13 protein-coding genes are annotated in these 19,450 nt (G+C 49.2%); 4 read left to right on the forward strand and 9 right to left on the reverse strand.

Annotation, left to right across the window (positions count from 1 at the left end):
• The first annotated feature begins 13 nt into the window (after positions 1–13).
• Positions 14–1,648 carry an ABC transporter ATP-binding protein gene (locus AAC599_RS01965; RefSeq protein ID WP_340148722.1) on the forward strand — a complete coding sequence of 545 codons (1,635 nt, stop codon included), beginning with the start codon at positions 14–16 and terminating at the stop codon, positions 1,646–1,648.
• Positions 1,649–1,669: 21 nt separating this feature from the next.
• Positions 1,670–3,070 (forward strand): M20 family metallopeptidase, encoded by a 1,401-nt coding sequence (locus AAC599_RS01970; protein WP_340148723.1) that lies wholly within the window; start codon positions 1,670–1,672, stop codon positions 3,068–3,070.
• A gap of 15 nt (positions 3,071–3,085) precedes the next feature.
• On the opposite strand, the gene AAC599_RS01975 is transcribed toward AAC599_RS01970, so the two are convergent.
• The 7 genes from AAC599_RS01975 to AAC599_RS02005 all read right to left on the reverse strand — a co-directional run bounded on the left by AAC599_RS01975 (position 3,086) and on the right by AAC599_RS02005 (position 12,802).
• Positions 3,086–4,384, reverse strand: coding sequence for an FAD-binding oxidoreductase (locus AAC599_RS01975; protein ID WP_340148724.1), 1,299 nt, complete (start codon positions 4,382–4,384; stop codon positions 3,086–3,088).
• A gap of 182 nt (positions 4,385–4,566) precedes the next feature.
• A complete protein-coding gene (locus tag AAC599_RS01980) occupies positions 4,567–6,063 on the reverse strand; it encodes an aldehyde dehydrogenase family protein (RefSeq protein ID WP_340148725.1) in 1,497 nt (498 codons plus the stop codon).
• A 14-nt stretch (positions 6,064–6,077) separates the two neighbouring features.
• Positions 6,078–7,103 (reverse strand): hypothetical protein, encoded by a 1,026-nt coding sequence (locus tag AAC599_RS01985; protein WP_340148726.1) that lies wholly within the window; start codon positions 7,101–7,103, stop codon positions 6,078–6,080.
• Entirely contained in the window at positions 7,100–9,283 is a 2,184-nt protein-coding gene (locus AAC599_RS01990; RefSeq protein WP_340148727.1) for a thiamine pyrophosphate-dependent enzyme, read from the reverse strand. Before AAC599_RS01990 ends, AAC599_RS01985 begins: the two co-directional genes overlap by 4 nt.
• A gap of 6 nt (positions 9,284–9,289) precedes the next feature.
• A complete protein-coding gene (locus tag AAC599_RS01995) occupies positions 9,290–10,507 on the reverse strand; it encodes an acyl-CoA dehydrogenase (protein WP_340148728.1) in 1,218 nt (405 codons plus the stop codon).
• A 4-nt stretch (positions 10,508–10,511) separates the two neighbouring features.
• Complete coding sequence (locus AAC599_RS02000) at positions 10,512–11,738, reverse strand: pyridoxal phosphate-dependent aminotransferase (RefSeq protein WP_340148729.1); 1,227 nt, start codon at positions 11,736–11,738, stop codon at positions 10,512–10,514.
• Positions 11,735–12,802 carry a saccharopine dehydrogenase C-terminal domain-containing protein gene (locus AAC599_RS02005; protein ID WP_340148730.1) on the reverse strand — a complete coding sequence of 356 codons (1,068 nt, stop codon included), beginning with the start codon at positions 12,800–12,802 and terminating at the stop codon, positions 11,735–11,737. The genes AAC599_RS02000 and AAC599_RS02005 overlap by 4 nt, the downstream gene beginning before the upstream one ends.
• Positions 12,803–12,917: 115 nt before the next feature.
• Between AAC599_RS02005 and AAC599_RS02010 the strand changes: the two genes are divergently transcribed.
• A complete protein-coding gene (locus AAC599_RS02010; protein WP_340148731.1) occupies positions 12,918–13,832 on the forward strand; it encodes a LysR substrate-binding domain-containing protein in 915 nt (304 codons plus the stop codon).
• 124 nt (positions 13,833–13,956) lie between these two features.
• Here AAC599_RS02010 and AAC599_RS02015 read toward each other — a convergent pair whose 3' ends face one another.
• Both AAC599_RS02015 and AAC599_RS02020 read right to left on the reverse strand, forming a co-directional pair.
• Positions 13,957–17,076, reverse strand: a complete 3,120-nt coding sequence (locus tag AAC599_RS02015; RefSeq protein WP_340148732.1) for a hypothetical protein — start codon at positions 17,074–17,076, stop codon at positions 13,957–13,959.
• 3 nt (positions 17,077–17,079) lie between these two features.
• Entirely contained in the window at positions 17,080–17,574 is a 495-nt protein-coding gene (locus AAC599_RS02020; protein ID WP_340148733.1) for an OmpH family outer membrane protein, read from the reverse strand.
• 156 nt (positions 17,575–17,730) lie between these two features.
• Between AAC599_RS02020 and AAC599_RS02025 the strand changes: the two genes are divergently transcribed.
• The gene (locus tag AAC599_RS02025; RefSeq protein ID WP_340148734.1) at positions 17,731–19,296 is read left to right on the forward strand and encodes a hypothetical protein; all 1,566 of its coding nucleotides are present in this window, start codon (positions 17,731–17,733) and stop codon (positions 19,294–19,296) included.
• Positions 19,297–19,450: the final 154 nt, after the last annotated feature.

Consider the following 19,450-nt stretch of genomic DNA (forward strand, 5'->3'; position numbering starts at 1 on the left):
AAGGGGAGAGGAAATGGCTGATATTGAACCAGTTCTGAGAATTGAAAATCTTTCTATTCCTTTACCAATCAATGCCGACAGAAAATATGCCGTCGAGAATTTGAATTTTGAAATAATGCCGGATGAAATCCTCTGCGTTGTTGGTGAGTCTGGATCTGGAAAATCTGTCACGTCATTTTCTATGATGGGCCTTCTGCCCAAGGTTCTGACGCCAAGTGAAGGCCGCATAATATTTGGGGGCAAAGATCTTTTGTCGCTGCCAGAAGGTGAAAAGCGCGCTCTTCGCGGCGCCCAAATGGCGATGATTTTCCAGGAGCCGATGTCGGCGCTTAATCCATGCTACACCGTTGGTCATCAGATTGAGGAAGTCTTCAAACAGCATAGCAATATGTCGTCAGAGGAGAGAAAATCACGGACGTTGGATCTATTGAAAGAGGTCAAACTCCCCAATCCCGAGGGAATTCAGACCTCCTATCCGCATCAGCTATCCGGGGGCCAGCGGCAGAGAATTGTTATTGCCATGGCATTGGCAATGGAGCCGAATTTGCTGATTGCAGATGAGCCGACAACCGCACTCGATGTCACAACGCAGGCTCAAATCCTTAAACTTATCAAGGAACTGAAAACCCGGCACAATGCGGGTATTATGTTTATTACCCATGACTTTGGCGTGGTGGCAGAGATTGCAGATCGCATCATCGTTATGCAGGATGGGAAGATCGTAGAGGAGGGTACAGCCGACGATATTTTGTATCATCCTAAACATCCCTATACGCAATCACTGATTATGGCGGTGCCGCGCAAACCGGATGTAACGGTGCCACGGGATCCAAACAAACCGATTGTCCTGACGGCTGAAAACATTCGCAAGACATTTACGACGCCTGCAACACTTCTAAAAAAGGAACGTGTTGTGCATGCCGTTAAAGATATCAATTTTACGGTAAGAGAAGGTGAAACACTCGGCATCGTCGGTGAATCTGGATCGGGGAAGACAACATTGGTCCGATGCCTGATCCGACTGATTGATCCTGACAGCGGGTCGATTTACATAAATGATATAGATTATGCAGCGCTCAAGGCATCGGAATTACGTAAACATCGAAAAGATGCTCAAATCGTTTTTCAGGATCCATATGGCTCGCTGAATCCCCGGCGCACGGTGGGCAGTATCATCACCGAAGGACCGATGAATTTTGGGGTTTCAAGAGCCGCAGCCATGAAGAAGGCCAAAGAGCTTCTGAAAATCGTTCGTCTAGATCCAAATTGTGTTGATCGATATCCCTCCCAGTTCTCGGGGGGACAAAGGCAACGCATCTGTATTGCGCGGGCACTTGCGATGGAACCCAAGGTCCTGATTGCAGATGAATCCGTTTCTGCGCTTGATGTTTCTGTGCAGAAGGAAGTGCTCAACCTGCTGGGCGATATTCGAGATGAATTTGGCCTGACCATGCTGTTTATCACGCATGATTTGCGTGTCGCCGCCCAAATTTGCGACAATCTGATTGTCATGAAAGACGGCGAGATCGCTGAGCAGGGCACCGTGGATGATGTATTCGGTAATCCTCAAAACGCCTATACGCAGATGCTGCTGGCGGCAGAGCCCGGCAAAGACTGGGTTATCCCGACACATTTTGAAAACGCGTAAAGAATGAAGGAATAGACCATTATGTCCAGCGTCCGAGATTTAGCCGTTCAGCGTGGTTATGAGCATTTCGATTCTGGAAATTTCATCGCCGGTTTGTCGAAAAACATATGCGTGGAAACAGAGAGTCAAAATCCAGAAAAACATGTCACAATGCTGGATTATTACAATGATATCCTTATACCTGCTTTTCAGGAAATGGGGTTTCAATGTCAGATACTGGATAATCCGGTAACGGGCAGTCTGCCGTTCCTGTTTGCCGAGCGAATTGAGGATGAGAGTTTCAATACTGTCCTCGGCTATGGCCACGCGGATGTTGTTTTGGGGATGGCGGACAAATGGAGCGACGGAAGATCTCCATGGAAACTTGAAACGACTGAGGATTTTATATATGGCCGCGGCACTGCTGATAACAAAGGACAGCATGCGATTAATCTGGCGGCGCTCGATATTGTTCTGAAACTGAAGGGTAGTTTGGGCTTTAACGCGAAATATTTGATCGAATGTGCCGAAGAAGTTGGTTCTCCGGGCCTTTATGAAGTATGTGAGCAGAACAGGGAATTGCTCAGCGCGGATTTACTGGTCGCCTCTGACGGGCCACGACAACAAGCAGATAAACCGACTGTCTATCTAGGGTCAAGAGGCTCCAGATCGTTTGATCTTGTCGTCAACCTGAGGGATAAGGCACATCATTCCGGCAACTGGGGCGGCGTGATCGCAGATCCGGGGACGATATTGGCGCAAGCAATTGCCAGCATCACGGACAAGAAAGGCGCTGTTGCCATACCGGAATGGTGCCCTAAAGGAATCCCGGATGACGTTCGCGCTGTTTTGTCTGAAATTACATTTGACGAAAATAATGATGAAGAACCCAAGATTGATGCGGATTGGGGAGAGCCAGGCTTGTCGGCAGCCGAGAAATTATATGCCTGGAGCTCATTTGCGGTGCTTGCATTCACGACAGGAAATCCGGCCAAACCGGTTGGGGCGATTCCGCCTCGCGCTTGGGCTCGCTGCGGGCTTAGGTTTCCGCCAGGGTTAGATATGACACATTGGGTTGAACATCTCCGCCGACATTTGGACAAAGCCGGATTTGAGAATGTGGAAATTGTGGCCTCGACTAAACATTTGGATGCGACACGCACGGAATTGGATAATCCGTGGGTCAAGCTAGCCTGCAAATCACTTTATGAAACGACTGGCACAAAACCTGTTTTGCTGCCAAATCTTGCCGGATCACTGCCAAATGGCTGTTTTACGGATGTCCTGGGGATGCCCACAGTCTGGGTGCCGCATTCTTATCCCGGCTGCTCACAGCACGCCCCTGATGAACATATGCTGGCATCCGTTGCCCGAGAAGCTTTAGGGATAATGGCCGGTCTATACTGTGATATTGGAGACGCTCCAAGAGCTAAACTGTCATAGCCGAAGATATCGGCATTAGTGGCCGGAGAGTTTGTCCGCCATCGCATGCCAGCGCAGTATAAGGGGCATAAACCAAGGATTGCCGGTATAAAACGGTCTGGTTTTAAATTCCAGGTCATCATGAGCTGTCTCACTGTCGGGTTGCCCTAGCATTTTCCGGCTAAGTTGGCGTGCAAAATACAACGACCGGGTCACGCCTGAACCGCAATAACCCATCGCATAATGAATACCGTCAATTTCGCCGAGATGAGGTGCGTGATCAAAAGTATAGGCGATATTGCCATGCCAGCAATATTCAACCTTAGCTTCTTCAAGTTGAGGGAATACCCGTCGAGCCAATGACATTATATCTGATGAAATATTCTCGGGGCGTTTTTTGCTGTCCATAACCCGCCCGCCAAAAATCATCCGCCGACCGTCCGGGGTAGGTCGATACCAGAACACCAGCCTGTGGGTGCCTCCATGCATCCGAAGCTTCGGCGTCATTTCAAGAATTTTCTCAGGACCAAGATCTTCAGTTGCAACAACACCAGCGGAAACAGGGATAATCCTTCGCCGGAAGGATTGCAGGCTCGGACCCGTATACCCATTTGTCGTCACGACCACATTGTGTGCACGAACTTCATGCGTTCCAACGCGCACTTTTTTGCCGCCATTATCATCCCGTACTAAGTTGACGGTTTGATGTTCAAATATGCGGGCGCCAGCAGCGGACGCGCGGGCCGCGAGACCTGTGACCAGCTTATAGGGATTAATGCCGGCATCGCGCTCGTAAACGACGCCACCATGATATAAATCCGTGCCAATTTCGCCATGCTGCTCGTGACGTTCAACGGGATGGAATTGCAGCCCGATCTTTTCCTTGAGCCTATTTGATTCAGCGACAAGAGTTCGAAATTCGTCTTCGGTCGCCGCGCCGCGAAAGCGCCCGACAAGCCGCAGATCACAGTCGATTTGCTCATCACGCAAGAAAGAAAGGAAATATTCTAGGGACGCAAGCCCTTCAGCCAGAATGTCCCATGTTTTTGCTTCACCATACTGACTAACGAGGCCTTTATATCCGAGCTGATGAAAACTCGGCCCGCACATGCCGCCGGACCGGCTGGAACCGCCATGGCCGATCTCATTGGCGTCAAGGACAACCACCGAGCGCCCGGCGCGGGCCAGATGTAGAGCTACGGACAGACCGGTGAAGCCGGCGCCGATTACAACGGCGTCGCAGGATGGGGGAAGCGGTCCGGAGTCTGCAGTGGCGGGATTTACGCCCTGTTTCCAGTATGATTTGGTGATGATTTCCCTATTTGCTAGCATCATCTGATTTCTTCCAACATCTGTTCCACTATTTCAGGTTCCGCCGTTTCCAAACCATTGCGACAGGGTATCTGGCACGCCACCGTGATCAATCTGTTCAGCCTGCGATGGATAATATCGTGCCACTGCTTTTCTTGCGTTTGCCCGCCGTGACCCATAGGTCCGTCCTGATTTTATTTCGGAAACTAAAAATCGAATTTGACGCCTTGCGCCAAGGGTAACTCGACCGAGTAATTGATCGTGTTGGTTTGACGGCGCATGTATGATTTCCATGCGTCAGAACCACTTTCGCGCCCACCACCTGTTTCTTTCTCGCCTCCAAAGGCACCGCCAATTTCGGCACCGGATGGCCCGATATTGACGTTGGCAATGCCGCAATCCGATCCGGTTGCGGATAAGAAAGCCTCTGCCTCGCGCATGTTTAACGTGAAGACACAGGACGACAGCCCCTGAGGGACATCATTTTGCAGGGCAATTGCATCCTCAAAATTGTCATAACCCACTACATATAAGATCGGGGCAAAGGTTTCAGAGCGCACGATGTCCGTTTGGCGTGGCATTTCCACAAGCGCGGGCGTGACATAAGCACCCCCTTGGGGTGCTGATTTGACGACCTCGCCGCCGTGGACAATCCCACCGTCGGCCCGGGCTTGTTCAAGCGCGGCAAACATCCGGTCCCGGGTGGCGATGTCGATCAGGGGTCCGACAAGTGTGCCGTCAATGCGGGGGTCACCCACGGGCAGTTTCGAATAAGCATTGGCGAGTTTGCTCACCAATTCGCTAAGGATCGACTTATGTGTAATCAGGCGCCGCAATGTTGTGCATCGCTGGCCGGCAGTACCAACGGCAGAAAACACAATGGCGCGTACAGCCATATCCAGATCAGCAGAGGGCGTAACGATCATGGCGTTATTTCCGCCAAGCTCCAGGATTGAACGACCGAAACGCTCGGCGACTTTCGGGCCGACTATCTGACCCATGCGGGTGGAACCTGTTGCTGATAAAACGGGCACGTCACGGGAGTTTACCAATGCCTCGCCGATGCTTGCGCCGCCAATAACTAACTGCACAAGATTCTCCGGTGCATCATCAAATTTTTGCAGCGCGCGATGCAATGTTTTCATTGTGGTCATTGCCGTCAGCGGGGTTTTCTCGGATGGCTTCCAGATAACAGGATTGCCGCACACCAGTGCCAGCGCCGTATTCCATGCAAAAACGGCGACCGGAAAATTGAAAGCGCTGATGACACCTGTCGGGCCCATCGGGTGCCATGTTTCCATCATTCGATGGCCGGGGCGTTCTGACGCGATGGTCAGGCCATATAATTGTCGCGACAGACCGACGGCGAAATCGCAGATATCGATCATTTCCTGCACTTCACCGAGACCCTCGGAAGTGATTTTACCAGCTTCCAGGGTTACGACAGCGCCGAGCGCCTCTTTGGCGGCGCGCAATTCTTCGCCCCATAGCCGCACCAGCTCGCCACGCCGCGGCGCCGGCACTTTCCGCCATACCTTAAATGCTTCCTGGGAGGCGGCCACGATATCCGGCATATTTGCAGCGGGAGTTTCGGAGACATTGGCGATTTCAGCGCCATCAATGGGAGATATTACCTTGAGTGTCCCCCCCGTCAGTTCTGCTTCAGTCAGACTTGCTGCTGCCAGAATTTGTGCATGTGTCATAATATATCCTTTGCTTAAGTGACAAGACCGCGCTGATCATCCCGTCCCATGGAGATAAGGAACGGTGTGTCGGTTTGCAGCGATTGAAAATCTGTCTTGCTGCCCATTCCGCGCCAATTGGCCTGTATGAGGGATTGCGCAACGGCCCCGCCCAACGTCGTACCAGGACCGGTGATAATAAACAGATCAGGGGCGAATTCTCGGGCTGCGACAGTAATGGCCCTTGTGAAATCATAGCTTTCTGTAACTTGGTGCCCAAACGTATAGTCCCACAGAGCATTTGTGTCTGTCGCCGCTCCCGGCCACCAGATCGTGCCGCGACCGTCGACTAACGGTATTTCCGGCTGTGTGAACAGTTCCACCGATAGTTCCCGTCTGCCTCGCGTTGAGACCGGCGCCTGTAATGCCGTATGAAAGGCGGCATGATTGGCAAGCCGTAATGGAAACTGATCGATGGGAGCGGCAACTTTTGTAAAATCGTCCAACCCTTCTGCATTTCCGGCCAGTACGAGCATACCACCGAGATCAATCGAGAGTCCGAGTTCGCGCCCCGGGCGGCTATTGATATCAGCTATTAAATCCTCTACAGCGGCTCGCTTGGTCGTATCCGATCGCCAGTCATTATCAACGACCGGATAGACAAGCTGACCCCCGATCAAGGCTTCTTGCATGAGCGTGCCCATCGTATTGACGACTGTGAAACCGTTCTCCGCACTGAGCGCGCCGCCGCAGGCAAGCGCCGTGTACCAACCCATGGAGTTACCTGTTACGGCGATAATCTCCAGGTCTTTAAGCGATAAGAAATCCGCATAGCTGGCCGCATAGATAAGGGCTGAGGCATTGTCTCCGCGAGTATGCCGGGCAATGGAGTAATGTTCTGCAGCATCGAGATTAACCAGCTTTTCCTGACCGGCCCGGGCACGAATTTCATCGAACCGGGCAAACATGGATGCTTTGTCTCTATGCTGGCGGGACAGGACACCCAATTCGGTCTTGTTATAGGTCCCCCGGCCAGGGCAAATGACAACTGCACGGGTCATTTTACGGCCTCCAGCGCTGCATCTATGATCTGTTCAGTGCTGGGCATGGTCACTCCATAGGCCGGACCGGTGGCGATAAAACTGTCTTCGGCCGTAAGACGGCTTACGCGGCGATGACCGGCTTCCGTGAAGAGCGCCATCAATCCTTCGGCCTGCCCGCCAGTTCGACGACATTCATCAACGATCAGAATGCTTTTGCAGCCACGTGTTGCATCCAGCAGTGCTTTCTCCGGTAAGGGAGCAAGCCATCGAAGATCAATGATCCGCAGATCAATATTTTTCTCTTGCAGCTGCTTTTCAGCCTGCCGTGATAAATAGTGGCCATTGCCATAGGTAACGATCGCCAGTTCCTTGCCCTGTCCATGAACGCCGACTTCACCCAACCGGATAGTTTGATCAGGTGAGGGATAATGCGTCATCCATCCGCTATCCTTATCCGTCAGTAAATCGCGCATTGGGTACAAGGCAATGGGTTCCAGAAATACCACCACGCGCTGTTCTTCGCGCGCCAATCGCACACATTCTCGCAGCATTTTTGCCGCGTCCGCGCCGGTCGACGGACAGGCAATGATAACCCCCGGAATGTCGCGTAATACGGCAATGGAATTATCGTTATGGAAATGTCCACCAAAGCCTTTCTGGTATCCCAGCCCGGCAATTCGCAACACCATTGGATTGGTAAACTGGCCATTCGAGAAAAACGATAATGTCGCGGCCTCTCCTCTTATCTGGTCCTCGGCATTATGCAGATAGGCGAGAAACTGGATCTCGGGAATAGGGATAAATCCGTTGCTGGCAACGCCAATGGCAAATCCCAGAATTGCCTGCTCATCCAGCAGAGTATCAACGACACGATCCGGACCAAAACGCTTCTGCAATCGCTGCGTCACACCGTAAACGCCACCTTTCCTTCCGATATCTTCACCCATGCAGATGATCTCACGATGTTGCAGCATCAAGTCCGTCAAGGCCCAATTTATCAGCCGTGACATCGGCTGCGGCTGCTCCATTGCTTTGATATCGTTTCCAAAGATTTCGAGGCGGGCTTGCGGACTTGGGCCATTGCTGATCTTGCAATTACGCTTTGGCGGTATCAATGATGCCATGACATCACTTGCCGTTTTCAGACGGGGACGTGTGACGGCCTGTTTGGCGACATGCATAACGCGATCCTGTGTGTCCAGATATATTTTCAGGGCATCTTCACGCGCAAGAGCGCCCGCTTCTTCAAGGAGGCGCACCGAATGCAGAAGCGGGTCATTTGCCTCATCGGCTTCAACAGCGTGGCTTGACATATAAGTTGTCGGAACATCCGCGCCGGCATGGCCATAGAGCCGAACCGTACGCAGATGCAAGACCGCAGGCCTTTTGCGTTTGCGTACAAATTCCGCTGCTCTGCAGGCAACATCAAATGTGTTGTAGATATCCAGTCCGTCGGCTGTAAAATATTCCAGCCCGGGGCGGTTCTGAAAATTCGCCGCAATCCAGCCTTTTGGGGTATTGGTTGAAATACCGATACCATTGTCTTCGCACACAAACAGCAGCGGTAGCGGTATCGATTGATACGCGGTCCATCCTGCCGCATTGAATGCGCCTTGCGCCGTGGAGTGGTTGACTGACGCGTCACCGAAAGAACACAGGATCAGCCCGTCATTGGCGAGACGCCGATGCTCAGGTGGATGGCGCCGGGCCAGCCCGATTCCGTAAGCGGCTCCAACAGCTTTTGGAAGGTGGCTGGCAATCGTCGATGTTTGCGGCGGGATACAAAGAGAATGGGAACCCAGCACCTTGTGCCGCCCACCGGAAATCGGATCTTCTCTGGAGCATGCAAAGGACAACAGCATGTCCCAAAGAGCGGTTTGTCCGGGCACCTGTTCTGCGCGAGATAGTTGAAACGCGGCATCGCGATAATGCAGAAACGCCATGTCTGTCGGGCGCAATGCTGCCGCGACCGCCGCCATTCCTTCGTGCCCTGACGAACCGATCGTATAAAACCCCTGTCCCGCTTTTTGCATCTCGCGGCTTGTTCTGTCCAGCGCGCGGCTCAAGCACTGTGTGTAAAACAGCCGCACCGCCTGCGGTCCGTTCAGACCGGTAGTGGGGGATTGTCCGGAAGGTAAATCCCCTTCAGCGACGCGGCGCTGGAAATTTTCATGTACAATCTGTGCGCGATCCATCATGCCATCCTAGAAAAATGCCTGCAGTCCGGTTTGTGCACGGCCCAGGATCAGGGCGTGAACATCATGGGTGCCTTCATAGGTGTTGACGGTTTCCAGATTTGCCATATGGCGAAAGACATCAAATTCTTCGTGAATGCCGTTTCCGCCGTGCATATCACGGGCATGACGAGCGACTTCAAGCGCTTTGCCACAGTTATTACGCTTCACCAGAGAAATCATTTCTGGCGCGGCGCACCCGGTATCCAACATCCGACCAACCTGCAGGGATGCAAATAGGCCTAAAGTAATTTCTGTCTGCATATCGGCCAGCTTTTTTTGAAATAGCTGGGTGCCGGCAAGTGGTTTCTTGAACTGATGACGGTCAAGGCCATATTGCCGCGCCGCATGCCAGCAGGCTTCGGCGGCGCCCATGACGCCCCAGCTAATGCCATAGCGCGCCCTGTTCAGACAACCGAACGGTCCTTTCAGACCCTCGATATCAGGTAAAAGCGCGTCTTCTCCGACCTCAACACCGTCCATAACGATTTCACCCGTCACGGAAGTTCTCAGGCTAAGCTTTCCTTTGATTTTTGCGGCTGATAAGCCGACCGTGCCTTTTTCCAATATGAAACCACGGATTTTACCTTCATGGGCGCTGGATTTGGCCCAGACGACAAAAACATCTGCAATCGGGCTATTGGATATCCACATTTTAGCGCCCGTCAGGCGGTAGCCTGTTGCGGTTTTTTCCGCACGGGTTTTCATACCGCCCGGATCAGAGCCCGCGTCCGGCTCGGTCAGACCGAAGCAACCGATTAATGTTCCGTTCGCGAGACCCGGAAGATATTTCTGCCGTTGCTCGTCACTGCCATAGGCATGGATCGGATACATCACCAGAGAGGATTGAACCGACATCATGCTTCGATATCCGCTGTCCACTCTTTCGATTTCGCGCGCGACGAGCCCATATGAAACGTAGCTGGAGCCAAGTCCCCCGTAGTCTTCAGGAATTGTCGTTCCGAGTAATCCCATTTCGCCCATTTCACGGAAAATCTCAGGCTCGACCCGCTCCTCGCGATACGCGTCACGGACACGAGGTACCAGTTTGTCGGTTGCATATGCGGCGGCGGCGGCGGCCAGCATGCGCTCTTCTTCCGTTAATTGATCGGCAAGCCGCAGCGGATCGGACCAGTTGAACGGCCCAAGTTCGGGACCTGAATTGGTTTTCAGCATATGATCATTCATTCTCTCAGTTTCCATTAGGGCCGTACAAAGCATCGGTCGCAGATCTCAGGCGCGATAAGCCGTTGCTAAGTTCAGCATCTGAATAGGCGTAGGAAAGGCGAAAGTAATCGGGCATCGAAAAAGCCCTTCCCGGGATGAGCGCCAATCCCGCAGATTTCAAGACATAGGCGCAGAAGGCCATATCATCGGTAATTCGGGTTCCATCCGGCGTCATTTTTCCGAGTGTCTTTTCACAGGAAATGAACAGATAGAATGCGCCTTCAGGAAGGATGCAGTCCAACAAGGGATTATCGTTGATGGATTGCACGACATAATCCCGTCGTGCTTCGAATGCTGCCCGTCGCGACGTGATCAGAGCCTGATCTCCTGTCAACGCTGCGACCGCGGCTGCTTGTGATATGGAACAGGCGCCCGATGTACTTTGTCCCTGAACCGCAGACATTGCCTTGATCACCGACTCAGGGCCGATCGCCCAACCGATACGCCAGCCCGTCATGGAGTATGCTTTGGACACACCATTAATGATGACGATCCGGTCCACGAGATCGGGCATGACGGCGCGAACGGATGTGAAGGGCGCATAGGAAATATGTTCATATATCTCATCAGACGCGATCCAGACGTTCGGGTGGGCGCGTAATACTTCCGCTAAGGCTTTCAGTTCACCATGCGAATAGAGGGCCCCAGATGGATTGGAAGGAGTGTTGAGCAAAAGCCAGCGCGTGGCAGGTGTAATCGCCGCTTCCAGTTGCTGAGGCGTGATCTTGAAACCTTGTTCAGACGGGCAGGGAACCTCAACGAGCCTGCCGCCGGAAAATTTTACAATGTCGCGATAACTCGTCCAAAAAGGAGCAGGAGAGATCACTTCGTCGCCGGGATTGAGTGACGCCAGAAACAAGTTTGACAAGACTTGCTTGGCCCCTGTCGAGACGATCACATTCTGCGGTTTAACGCCTGCTTTTGCTGCAATAGCAAGGCGTAAGTCCGCAGTCCCGACGGTGGGCGTATATCGGGTTTGACCTGCCTTCATGGCCGCCGTTGCTGCCGCACAAACATGGTCGGGGGTCGGGAAATCAGGCTCGCCTGTTCCCAACGAGATAATGTCCTGTCCTGCAGCGGCCATCGCCGCTGCTGATTCTGAAATCTGAACAATTTCAGAAACCTCGATATTTGCGATGCGGTCAGCGCGGCGAAATGGGCGGGCTGATAATGTAGTTGTCAGCTCTGTCATGGCTTTTGATCCTCGAAGGCTTTTCCCGCTTTGGTTTGAAGAAACATGTCGAGCGGGATCTCTTCCTGTTTCAGGAAGCCGGAATTTTGCAGCTTTCCATCCCTCACCATTTCCATGATGGCGACGACGGACGAGGCCGTCGTCCAGGCGATTGCCGTACGCCGTTTGCCGAGCAGATTGACAGGTTTATATTCCCGCACGAATTCGCTCCGGGCCAGGGCACCGTCCTTTTTGCCTTCCGCTGATACATGGACATAGACGATATCATCGTCCACAGGCGGCTTTGCGTTTACCAGAATCTCGCCGGCTTCCTTGCGGCGATCCCGCATCAATAACTCATGAAAAAAGAAATTCATTAGCTGGGCATGGCCGGGGTAGCGCATTGTCTTATAGTCAATATTTGGAACTTGGCCGAGATAGGTCTCGCACATCGTGCCCAAGCCACCGGATGTGGTGAATGCTTCTAGCTCGGTTCCGTTGATATAGAGCTTTTCGATCCACTCCATCGACGACAACCGCTTGATTTCGCCGTCTTCAAGCACTTCACAGTCATTGAGATATTCATTCACCACGCCCTCGGGGGACCAGTTAAAGGAATATCCCATCAGCCCCGTTGGGTTCTGCGGCAAAGCACCAACCCGCATCTTGCAGCTGCGGCATGTGTCAAACTGATTTATCAGGCTGGCCCCGACAATACCGATGAAACCCGGAGCCAATCCGCATTGCGGCGCCATAATACCTTTTGAGGTGGTCGCAAGCTTCATAATAGCCTTCGTAGTCGGGACATCCTCGGTCAGATCAAAATAGTGAATGCCTGCGCCATGGGCTATTTCCGCAATTGCTGTGTTAAGGTGATAGGGTAGGCAGGACAAGACAGCGTCCATCTGCCGAAATTCTTCAGCCAGTATCGAAACATCCGATAAATCAAGGGCTTTGATATCAAACGGCATGCTCTGGGATTTGAGCTGCATGTCAATGCCGGTTACACGAAAACCCGCTCCGTCCAGTAACTCGGCGGCCAATGTTCCGACTTTACCCAAGCCCAATACAGCAACTTTCTCCATCGCGAGCCCTCTAGCTTTACTGCAATATGTTACTCCTCTAACACCTCATAAAAAATCATTATTAACTCATACATAAATGACTTATAGTAATGATAAAATCAGGAGGATTAGGCGGATGAACCGTCATATCGCCATACCGTCTTTGTCTGCCTTGCGTAGCTTTGAAGCCGCCGCCCGCCACCAAAGCTTTACCCTTGCGGCGGCCGAACTGAATGTGACGCAAGGGGCCATCAGCAGGCAGGTAAAAGATCTGGAATATATTATCGGGGCGCCGTTATTCCGGCGTCTTGGCCGAAATGTCCGGCTGACCAACGCCGGACTTTCACTGGCAGCAGATTTGGCGTCAGATTTGAGCGGTTTGGCGAATACCATTGCACGTGCGGTATCTGCGGGCCAGGATGATACCGTTATCCGGCTGGCTGTCCTGCCAACCTTCGGAAATCGCTGGCTTGTGCCTCGACTTGGTGATTTTCAGGCAGAGCATCCGAAAATCAAACTCAGCATTGCCACCCGTGATCGTCCGTTTGATTTAATGGGCGAGCGGTTCGATCTTGCAATTCATTTCGGTCAGGAAGACTGGCCCGACGCACGCCTGACACGCTTGTGCAGTGAAACTCTTGTTGCTGTTGCTACCCCGGAATTTTGCGACAAGTATAACCTGCAAACGGTGCCGGATCTGATTAATGCGCCTCTGTTGAACCTGGAAACTCGACCGACGGCCTGGGATGACTGGTTTGCAAGTCACGGGCTTGTCGGCACCAGAGTGGCCCCCAAAATACAATTTGATCAGTTTTCAATGATTATTACGAGCGCAATTCATTCCTTTGGAGCAGCTTTATTGCCAACATATCTGATTGAAAATGAAATCAGGGAAAGGTCTCTCATACAGCTTTGGGATACCAGCCTGAAAACAGATAATAGCTATTACATTGTGTCATCGCTGGGCGATCAAACCGCAAGCATAAAAATTTTTACCGACTGGCTGATAAAGTCTGTCGATGGCGGTGGTAAAGAAAAGTCTCTGGGCTAGAAGCTGGACTGAAAGTTATGAAAGAGCATCCCCCAAGTCATGGAATGGCAGCTGTTACATATTGTTGATCCATCGGTATCGGGGAAGGGGCTGCCCCCTTCCCGTCAAATCGTGCAGGTGGGGATTATTTGACCTGCTTTAACCCGAACGTAATTTTGGAGACGAAACTGCGCCAATTGGACCCCGTCCACTTCGACGGCAGATATTGTGCAGACCATGGAACTAGCTGGTTCTGCGTAAAGACAATTGGCTGAGCCGGCTGAAGCCTCAAAAGACTGTTCGGCATGGCGTTCACAAATTGCCTGTTCTGGGTATAGATAAATAGTGGCCTGCCATATGTAACATTCGGCTGGGTTCCTGTCGGCAACATCCTTGGTCTGGTAAAATTCATGTTTCCGCGGAAGGCAAGTGTCCTGTATTGGCGAAATTGAGTATAATTTCCCAAGTATCGAAAATAGGTCGCAAAAGGAGACCATAAAGACCTTTGCCTTTCCAGCGCGCCATTCCCTGCAAGTTCAGAATCAATATTTTCAGGGAGCTTCGGTATATCGAAATAATCAATAGTGCCTGTAAAATCGATCTTATCTATAGTCGGGCTTTCACGATATCTGTTTTCCAGAACCCTTAACAAACCGGGACCCATGTTACCCAAATTTGTATAATTCAGCTCGCGTATGACCTTGCTGTTCTTAAACGCCTTCTCATCCAGGTAAGCGAACCCGTCTTCCGAGAAGGAATCATTATTGGTAATGGTAAGAACTTCCAGCGTCGGATTTGACGTTTCGCCATCGGCAAGCGCTTTAATGGATATGTCCGAAATATTTTTCTCATCAATATACAGGTAGACAATCGATGACTGGCCCACCGCTTTTAGTAATCGCGCAGCATCCTTATCCACGATGCCACTTGTAGTCAAATTAAAACTGGATATATATTTATTTTCACTAAAATATATAATCATATTATCCAACACTTTTTGATCAAAATCAACATCAGATCTATCAATCATTTTAAAATTATTTGTATAAATTTTTGTAATGGATTTATTTTTATTTAAATTTTTAAAAAGTTTCCTCATAAATATTTTAGTTTTATTTAAATTACTCTTTACTTCTTCTGTCATATAAAAATTTTGGGCTGGGGATTTTGTTGATATATATATTGTATGCAAATATTTGTTATTCCCTGCATTGTCGGCAATCGCATCAAGATAAAGGAACCAATCGGAGGTGAATTTTTCATTCAAAACATCTGGCAACTTGATTTTTTGCCTGGTGTCCATGCGGATATCAAGTTTTGAGACATATCTCGATATAATTGAATATTTGCTTTTGTCGCCATTTTTTATCGCGAATATGGCGGTATCAGATATGACGTTGTCAAATTCGACAGCTCGCGACAAGATAAAATTGAGTAGCTTGAGATTTTGTGCGTTCAGCCCATTAATTGTTTCTTTTAGTTCCAGTTCTGAATGAAAGTCTATGAAATATAGAAGATGGGGAGTCGTGTTTAGTTGACTCGCGACTTTTTGGGAAAACCTTTCAATCTTTGAAGCCATAGCTCCCAACTCGAGCCATTTCAGATTTTGGCTTTCATTGATTGCATGTGGGTTGGCGGCGGCTTCGGCAAATGCATTGGAATTTTCATAAAGACGCTGCCAGGTTATCTCTGGTCTGTCTGCATTCGATTGAATCATATGTATTGGAAAATATTCGACTGAAAAATGATTCTGGAACATTGAGTAGTAGAATTTTTCTCCTAACATGGAAAAATCCACTGATCCAAACCCGTCTTCATCCAAATGCTCCTCTACGGTAGCATTCGGATCGATAGCTTTGGCTAGTTCGTCCCAGCTTTTCGGCTTGACATCGGCGTTTTCAAATAATAGCTGGACAAGGGCCGTAAAAATATTTTTTGATCCGGCGCTAATTTCGCCAGCGGCTTTTCCATCAGATCCAGTTTTATAGGTGACGCCGCTTATACCGGCCTGAATTTCCGCCCAAGCGTAGCTGGCTTTTTCCAGCCCTTGCAGTTCGCGCGTTCCATATTCGGTAAAGAACCTGATCACCTTTTCAGAAGCGCCAATATCTTCCAATTTTTGTATGTCATATGAAGGGTTAAATTGGCTGGTTGAATTCGGGTCTATAAAATTAAATATTATAAAGGTTCTCAAGGACGCACCGCAACAATCAGGCCATCCACCTTGGGGCTCAATCTGAGTAGGACTTATCTTAAGTTGCCGTGGTTTCGGGCCAGAGAGCAATTTCGCGATATATTGGGAAAATGCTTTATCGTCTAGTTTCACGGCCGTCGTAGATTTAATTTCCGGATACTTCAGATTTTTAAGCTCAGAAGTAGGCCATGCGGCATCCAGCCATGCCTGCTTTTCATTGGGTAAAAATTTGACACCATAATCTTTAAGGCGGGTTTCGATGGCTTCATAATAGTCCCAAAAACCCTCCTTGCTGGTTGTTTTCAACCAGAGCCAGGTTTGAAGATATCGGAGAGCCATCAAATCCGGCTCAGCAGTGGAGAAAATACTTACTGTGCTATAGATATTTGTTTTAAATATATCACTCAAAGCCGACCATAAAACATCCCCGGGAACGGTGTTTATATCTGTTGACTTGCATAGTTCGTTGCTACTGTCGACATTGAAGACAAGTTGCTTTTTTTGGGGTTCATTGCAGAATGCAACCTTCAAAGGTGTAAGGCTTGTCCGAAAATCTTTGTGATTTATGAAAAACTTTATGGCGAGTTCTTCTTTACGCTTTTGGGCAACTGATTCCGAAACCGTTTCGGAAACTTTCAGACTGTAGTTCTCGTTTTGCAGCAAGTACTCCGCCAGAAAGGTCCCGAGCATTGCCGGTGACATATGGCTGGAAAGGCTGTGGTCCAATATTGATGGTTCAATTGGCACCGGATTGCTGGGATCAAATGGCCGAAAGAGTGAGTATATTCCGTTGCGTACGACAGCATCTTGAGGTGCTATCGGGGGTAAATCCATATAGTTCTGGATTAAACTGTAAAAGGGAATGCCTAGAACAGGATTGAGAACACCGAGATCAATGGTTTGCTTTGAAGCAGTGGTTCCCGATCCGATTTGCAACTCGAAACTTTTGTCATTGATGACATCGAACCCCTTCAGGCGCTCGACGGGGATTTTTGCATAGGCAATAAAAGACGGAAGTAATAAGGCTGCAGATAGTACTAACAGCAGCAGAGGGGTGCGAAGATATTGCATTGTTTATTTCCCCCCGTTGATGCTATCGATTATTTGCGCGGTGATATCCGTTGTATTTTTTTCGTCGGTGGTACTCGTCGCTCCCTCCTGTATGACAGTCAGGTTTTGGGAAGTCATGATTTTAGTTATGGCGTCGTTGATTTTCTCATCCAGAGCCAGAAATTCATTGTCATATTTAAGATTGATTTCGGTCAGGCCGGAAAGCCACTCTTTAACAAGATCTGCCTCCTTATTAGAGATTTCCTTCACCAAAGCGTCCCGGGATTGTTGGGTAAGCTGGTCATTTACACTCTGTGTTCGTTGATCATCCAGGCCATTATACTCAGCAAGAATATCCGCTTTCAGGGTCTCTACCGCCTTCTGATACTCAGCCACGATACCGACACTGCGGAGTATCCTGTCATAGTCTATCAGGGCGACACCATTTGCAAATGATGTCGCAGTAATGAAATTTGATATAAATATTACAATGACAATAATATATTTGTAATTATTCATAATAAAATCCTTTGGTTATTAATTTTATGTGGTTTTTTATTTAAAAAATCCCATTTGTCATGTATAGTATTTAATAAATAATTAATAATATAAAAAATATATTACAAATATTTTAATATATAAAGTAAATATTAAAAATAATAAATATAGGAGAAGATGATGTCTGGAATTTTTTTTAATTTTACTAGAAAGCAAATAGTTACTTTTTTTCGAAATATAAAACTGGCTAAAAAGGGCCTGGCAGGAGTAAATGATTTGGATGACGACTTCCCAATGGGGGTGGAGTCAAAATCAGTGAGGGAAGAACGGGAGAAACAAGATGCAAAGACACTCTATAATCTGATCTACTCTGTCGATAATATGTCTGCTCATGCATTCGGCCTCAAGATGCTGGGAAGTACCATGGACCATGCATTTGGCAATGCAACAGAAGACGAGGTGAAGAGCATACTAAATGATAAGGAGCTCATGCCAACGCCAGAATACCCGACGCCTTATGCCTATCAGGAGTTTCAGGCGGTTAATGTGAGAACAAATGTTCTGGCCGAAACAATGCAGGATCTGAACTTTCGATATCAGAGGCTCTTGGGTAAAAACAGTTTGAATGGCTTCCAGCCGCTTGCAAACTATCGATGCCTGGCGGATGCCCTGGCTGCAAACAATGGTCTTTCACTGACGGAGATTGACAAGATACAGAAAAAAGTAGCCATGCCTAAAGGTCCTACGACAATCACCCTTAGGGCATACCATCTGGCCAGTGGTCCGAATGAAATAGCTATTTCGCGACACTATGATCTCCTGGTAGAACCGGGCGATATGAAAGTAAAACCGTTTCTACTGGAGTCTATTATCTATAAGGACGGTGTTACTGATAGTGTCGGTACTGACGGGAAGAAAGGCACACCAAAATTGCCCGAACCCAGATACACCAAGAGCGAAATTGAAATGCTGCTCGCCGGAGAAAAACAATCTGCTGATTTCGCCGACCTTAGTATCCTCAATGTAACGGAGGATCTAGATAAAAAAGAATCCACATTCAAGACACAGGCCGTATTAAGTGGTGATGAGTATGTTTTGGATTATTCGGTTGTTTTGAAAATTAATGCCTCTTCCCTGCACTCTCTTTTAAAGCATAAAGCAATCGTTGATCATATTAACCAGAACGAAAAAAAGCATGCGTCTTTGGGCGTTTATACCAATGCCACAAGCTGCGGAAACTATATTATGTCCTTACTGGAGGAGGCAAATGTTATGCCTCGTCCGTTGGTTTATGATGCGCGGACCGCACCCGCTTCCGTCATGCCTCTTGACTCGTTGGAAGAGAACTTCCTGTTTAACTGCCATCTCATATATGGGAAGCAGGTCAAAGTCCTGGACGGCAAAAATAAAGAAGTTAATTGGGAAAATCCGGATTCTATCTGGCATACCACCAAAGAGTTGATCGGTACTATGGATAAGTCGGGGTTGTATATCGCGACACCGGCGAAGAACAGTTTTTTCCATACTTATTGCGCGGCGAGCGCCGGCTACCTGTATGTAAAGGACGACCAGTTGACAGATGAGGCCCATACCCCTCAACAGCTATCTGCGGCGGCCGTACAGGCTCTCTTGACGCGTGAGATTAGAAATGCACAACAAAAAATACAAAAGGAAGAAGAATACATCACTCAAAACCTGCCATTAGAAATTGAGGATATGAGTAAAATGGAAGACGTTGAGTAATGAGAGGTTTCTTTTTCAAGGGTTGCGCTAGGTAAGCTTACATTCGTCATATCAAGCTTTCAGAATGAAAATAGAAATATTCACTGCTTTTCTCGTAAATTGAAGAAAGATGGCGCGTAAAACGCGGGCTTGGTAATTGTCAAATGTGCATGCG

Source organism: uncultured Sneathiella sp., assembly GCF_963976355.1.
In the GTDB taxonomy this organism is placed as follows: Bacteria; Pseudomonadota; Alphaproteobacteria; order Sneathiellales; family Sneathiellaceae; genus Sneathiella.

Coding starts and splice junctions, on each gene's coding strand:
- AAC599_RS01965 (WP_340148722.1), top strand. CDS start 14: ATGGCTGATATTGAACCAGTTCTGAGAATTGAAAATCTTTCTATTCCT.
- AAC599_RS01970 (WP_340148723.1), top strand. CDS start 1,670: ATGTCCAGCGTCCGAGATTTAGCCGTTCAGCGTGGTTATGAGCATTTC.
- AAC599_RS01975 (WP_340148724.1), bottom strand. CDS start 4,384: ATGATGCTAGCAAATAGGGAAATCATCACCAAATCATACTGGAAACAG.
- AAC599_RS01980 (WP_340148725.1), bottom strand. CDS start 6,063: ATGACACATGCACAAATTCTGGCAGCAGCAAGTCTGACTGAAGCAGAA.
- AAC599_RS01985 (WP_340148726.1), bottom strand. CDS start 7,103: ATGACCCGTGCAGTTGTCATTTGCCCTGGCCGGGGGACCTATAACAAG.
- AAC599_RS01990 (WP_340148727.1), bottom strand. CDS start 9,283: ATGATGGATCGCGCACAGATTGTACATGAAAATTTCCAGCGCCGCGTC.
- AAC599_RS01995 (WP_340148728.1), bottom strand. CDS start 10,507: ATGAATGATCATATGCTGAAAACCAATTCAGGTCCCGAACTTGGGCCG.
- AAC599_RS02000 (WP_340148729.1), bottom strand. CDS start 11,738: ATGACAGAGCTGACAACTACATTATCAGCCCGCCCATTTCGCCGCGCT.
- AAC599_RS02005 (WP_340148730.1), bottom strand. CDS start 12,802: ATGGAGAAAGTTGCTGTATTGGGCTTGGGTAAAGTCGGAACATTGGCC.
- AAC599_RS02010 (WP_340148731.1), top strand. CDS start 12,918: ATGAACCGTCATATCGCCATACCGTCTTTGTCTGCCTTGCGTAGCTTT.
- AAC599_RS02015 (WP_340148732.1), bottom strand. CDS start 17,076: ATGCAATATCTTCGCACCCCTCTGCTGCTGTTAGTACTATCTGCAGCC.
- AAC599_RS02020 (WP_340148733.1), bottom strand. CDS start 17,574: ATGAATAATTACAAATATATTATTGTCATTGTAATATTTATATCAAAT.
- AAC599_RS02025 (WP_340148734.1), top strand. CDS start 17,731: ATGATGTCTGGAATTTTTTTTAATTTTACTAGAAAGCAAATAGTTACT.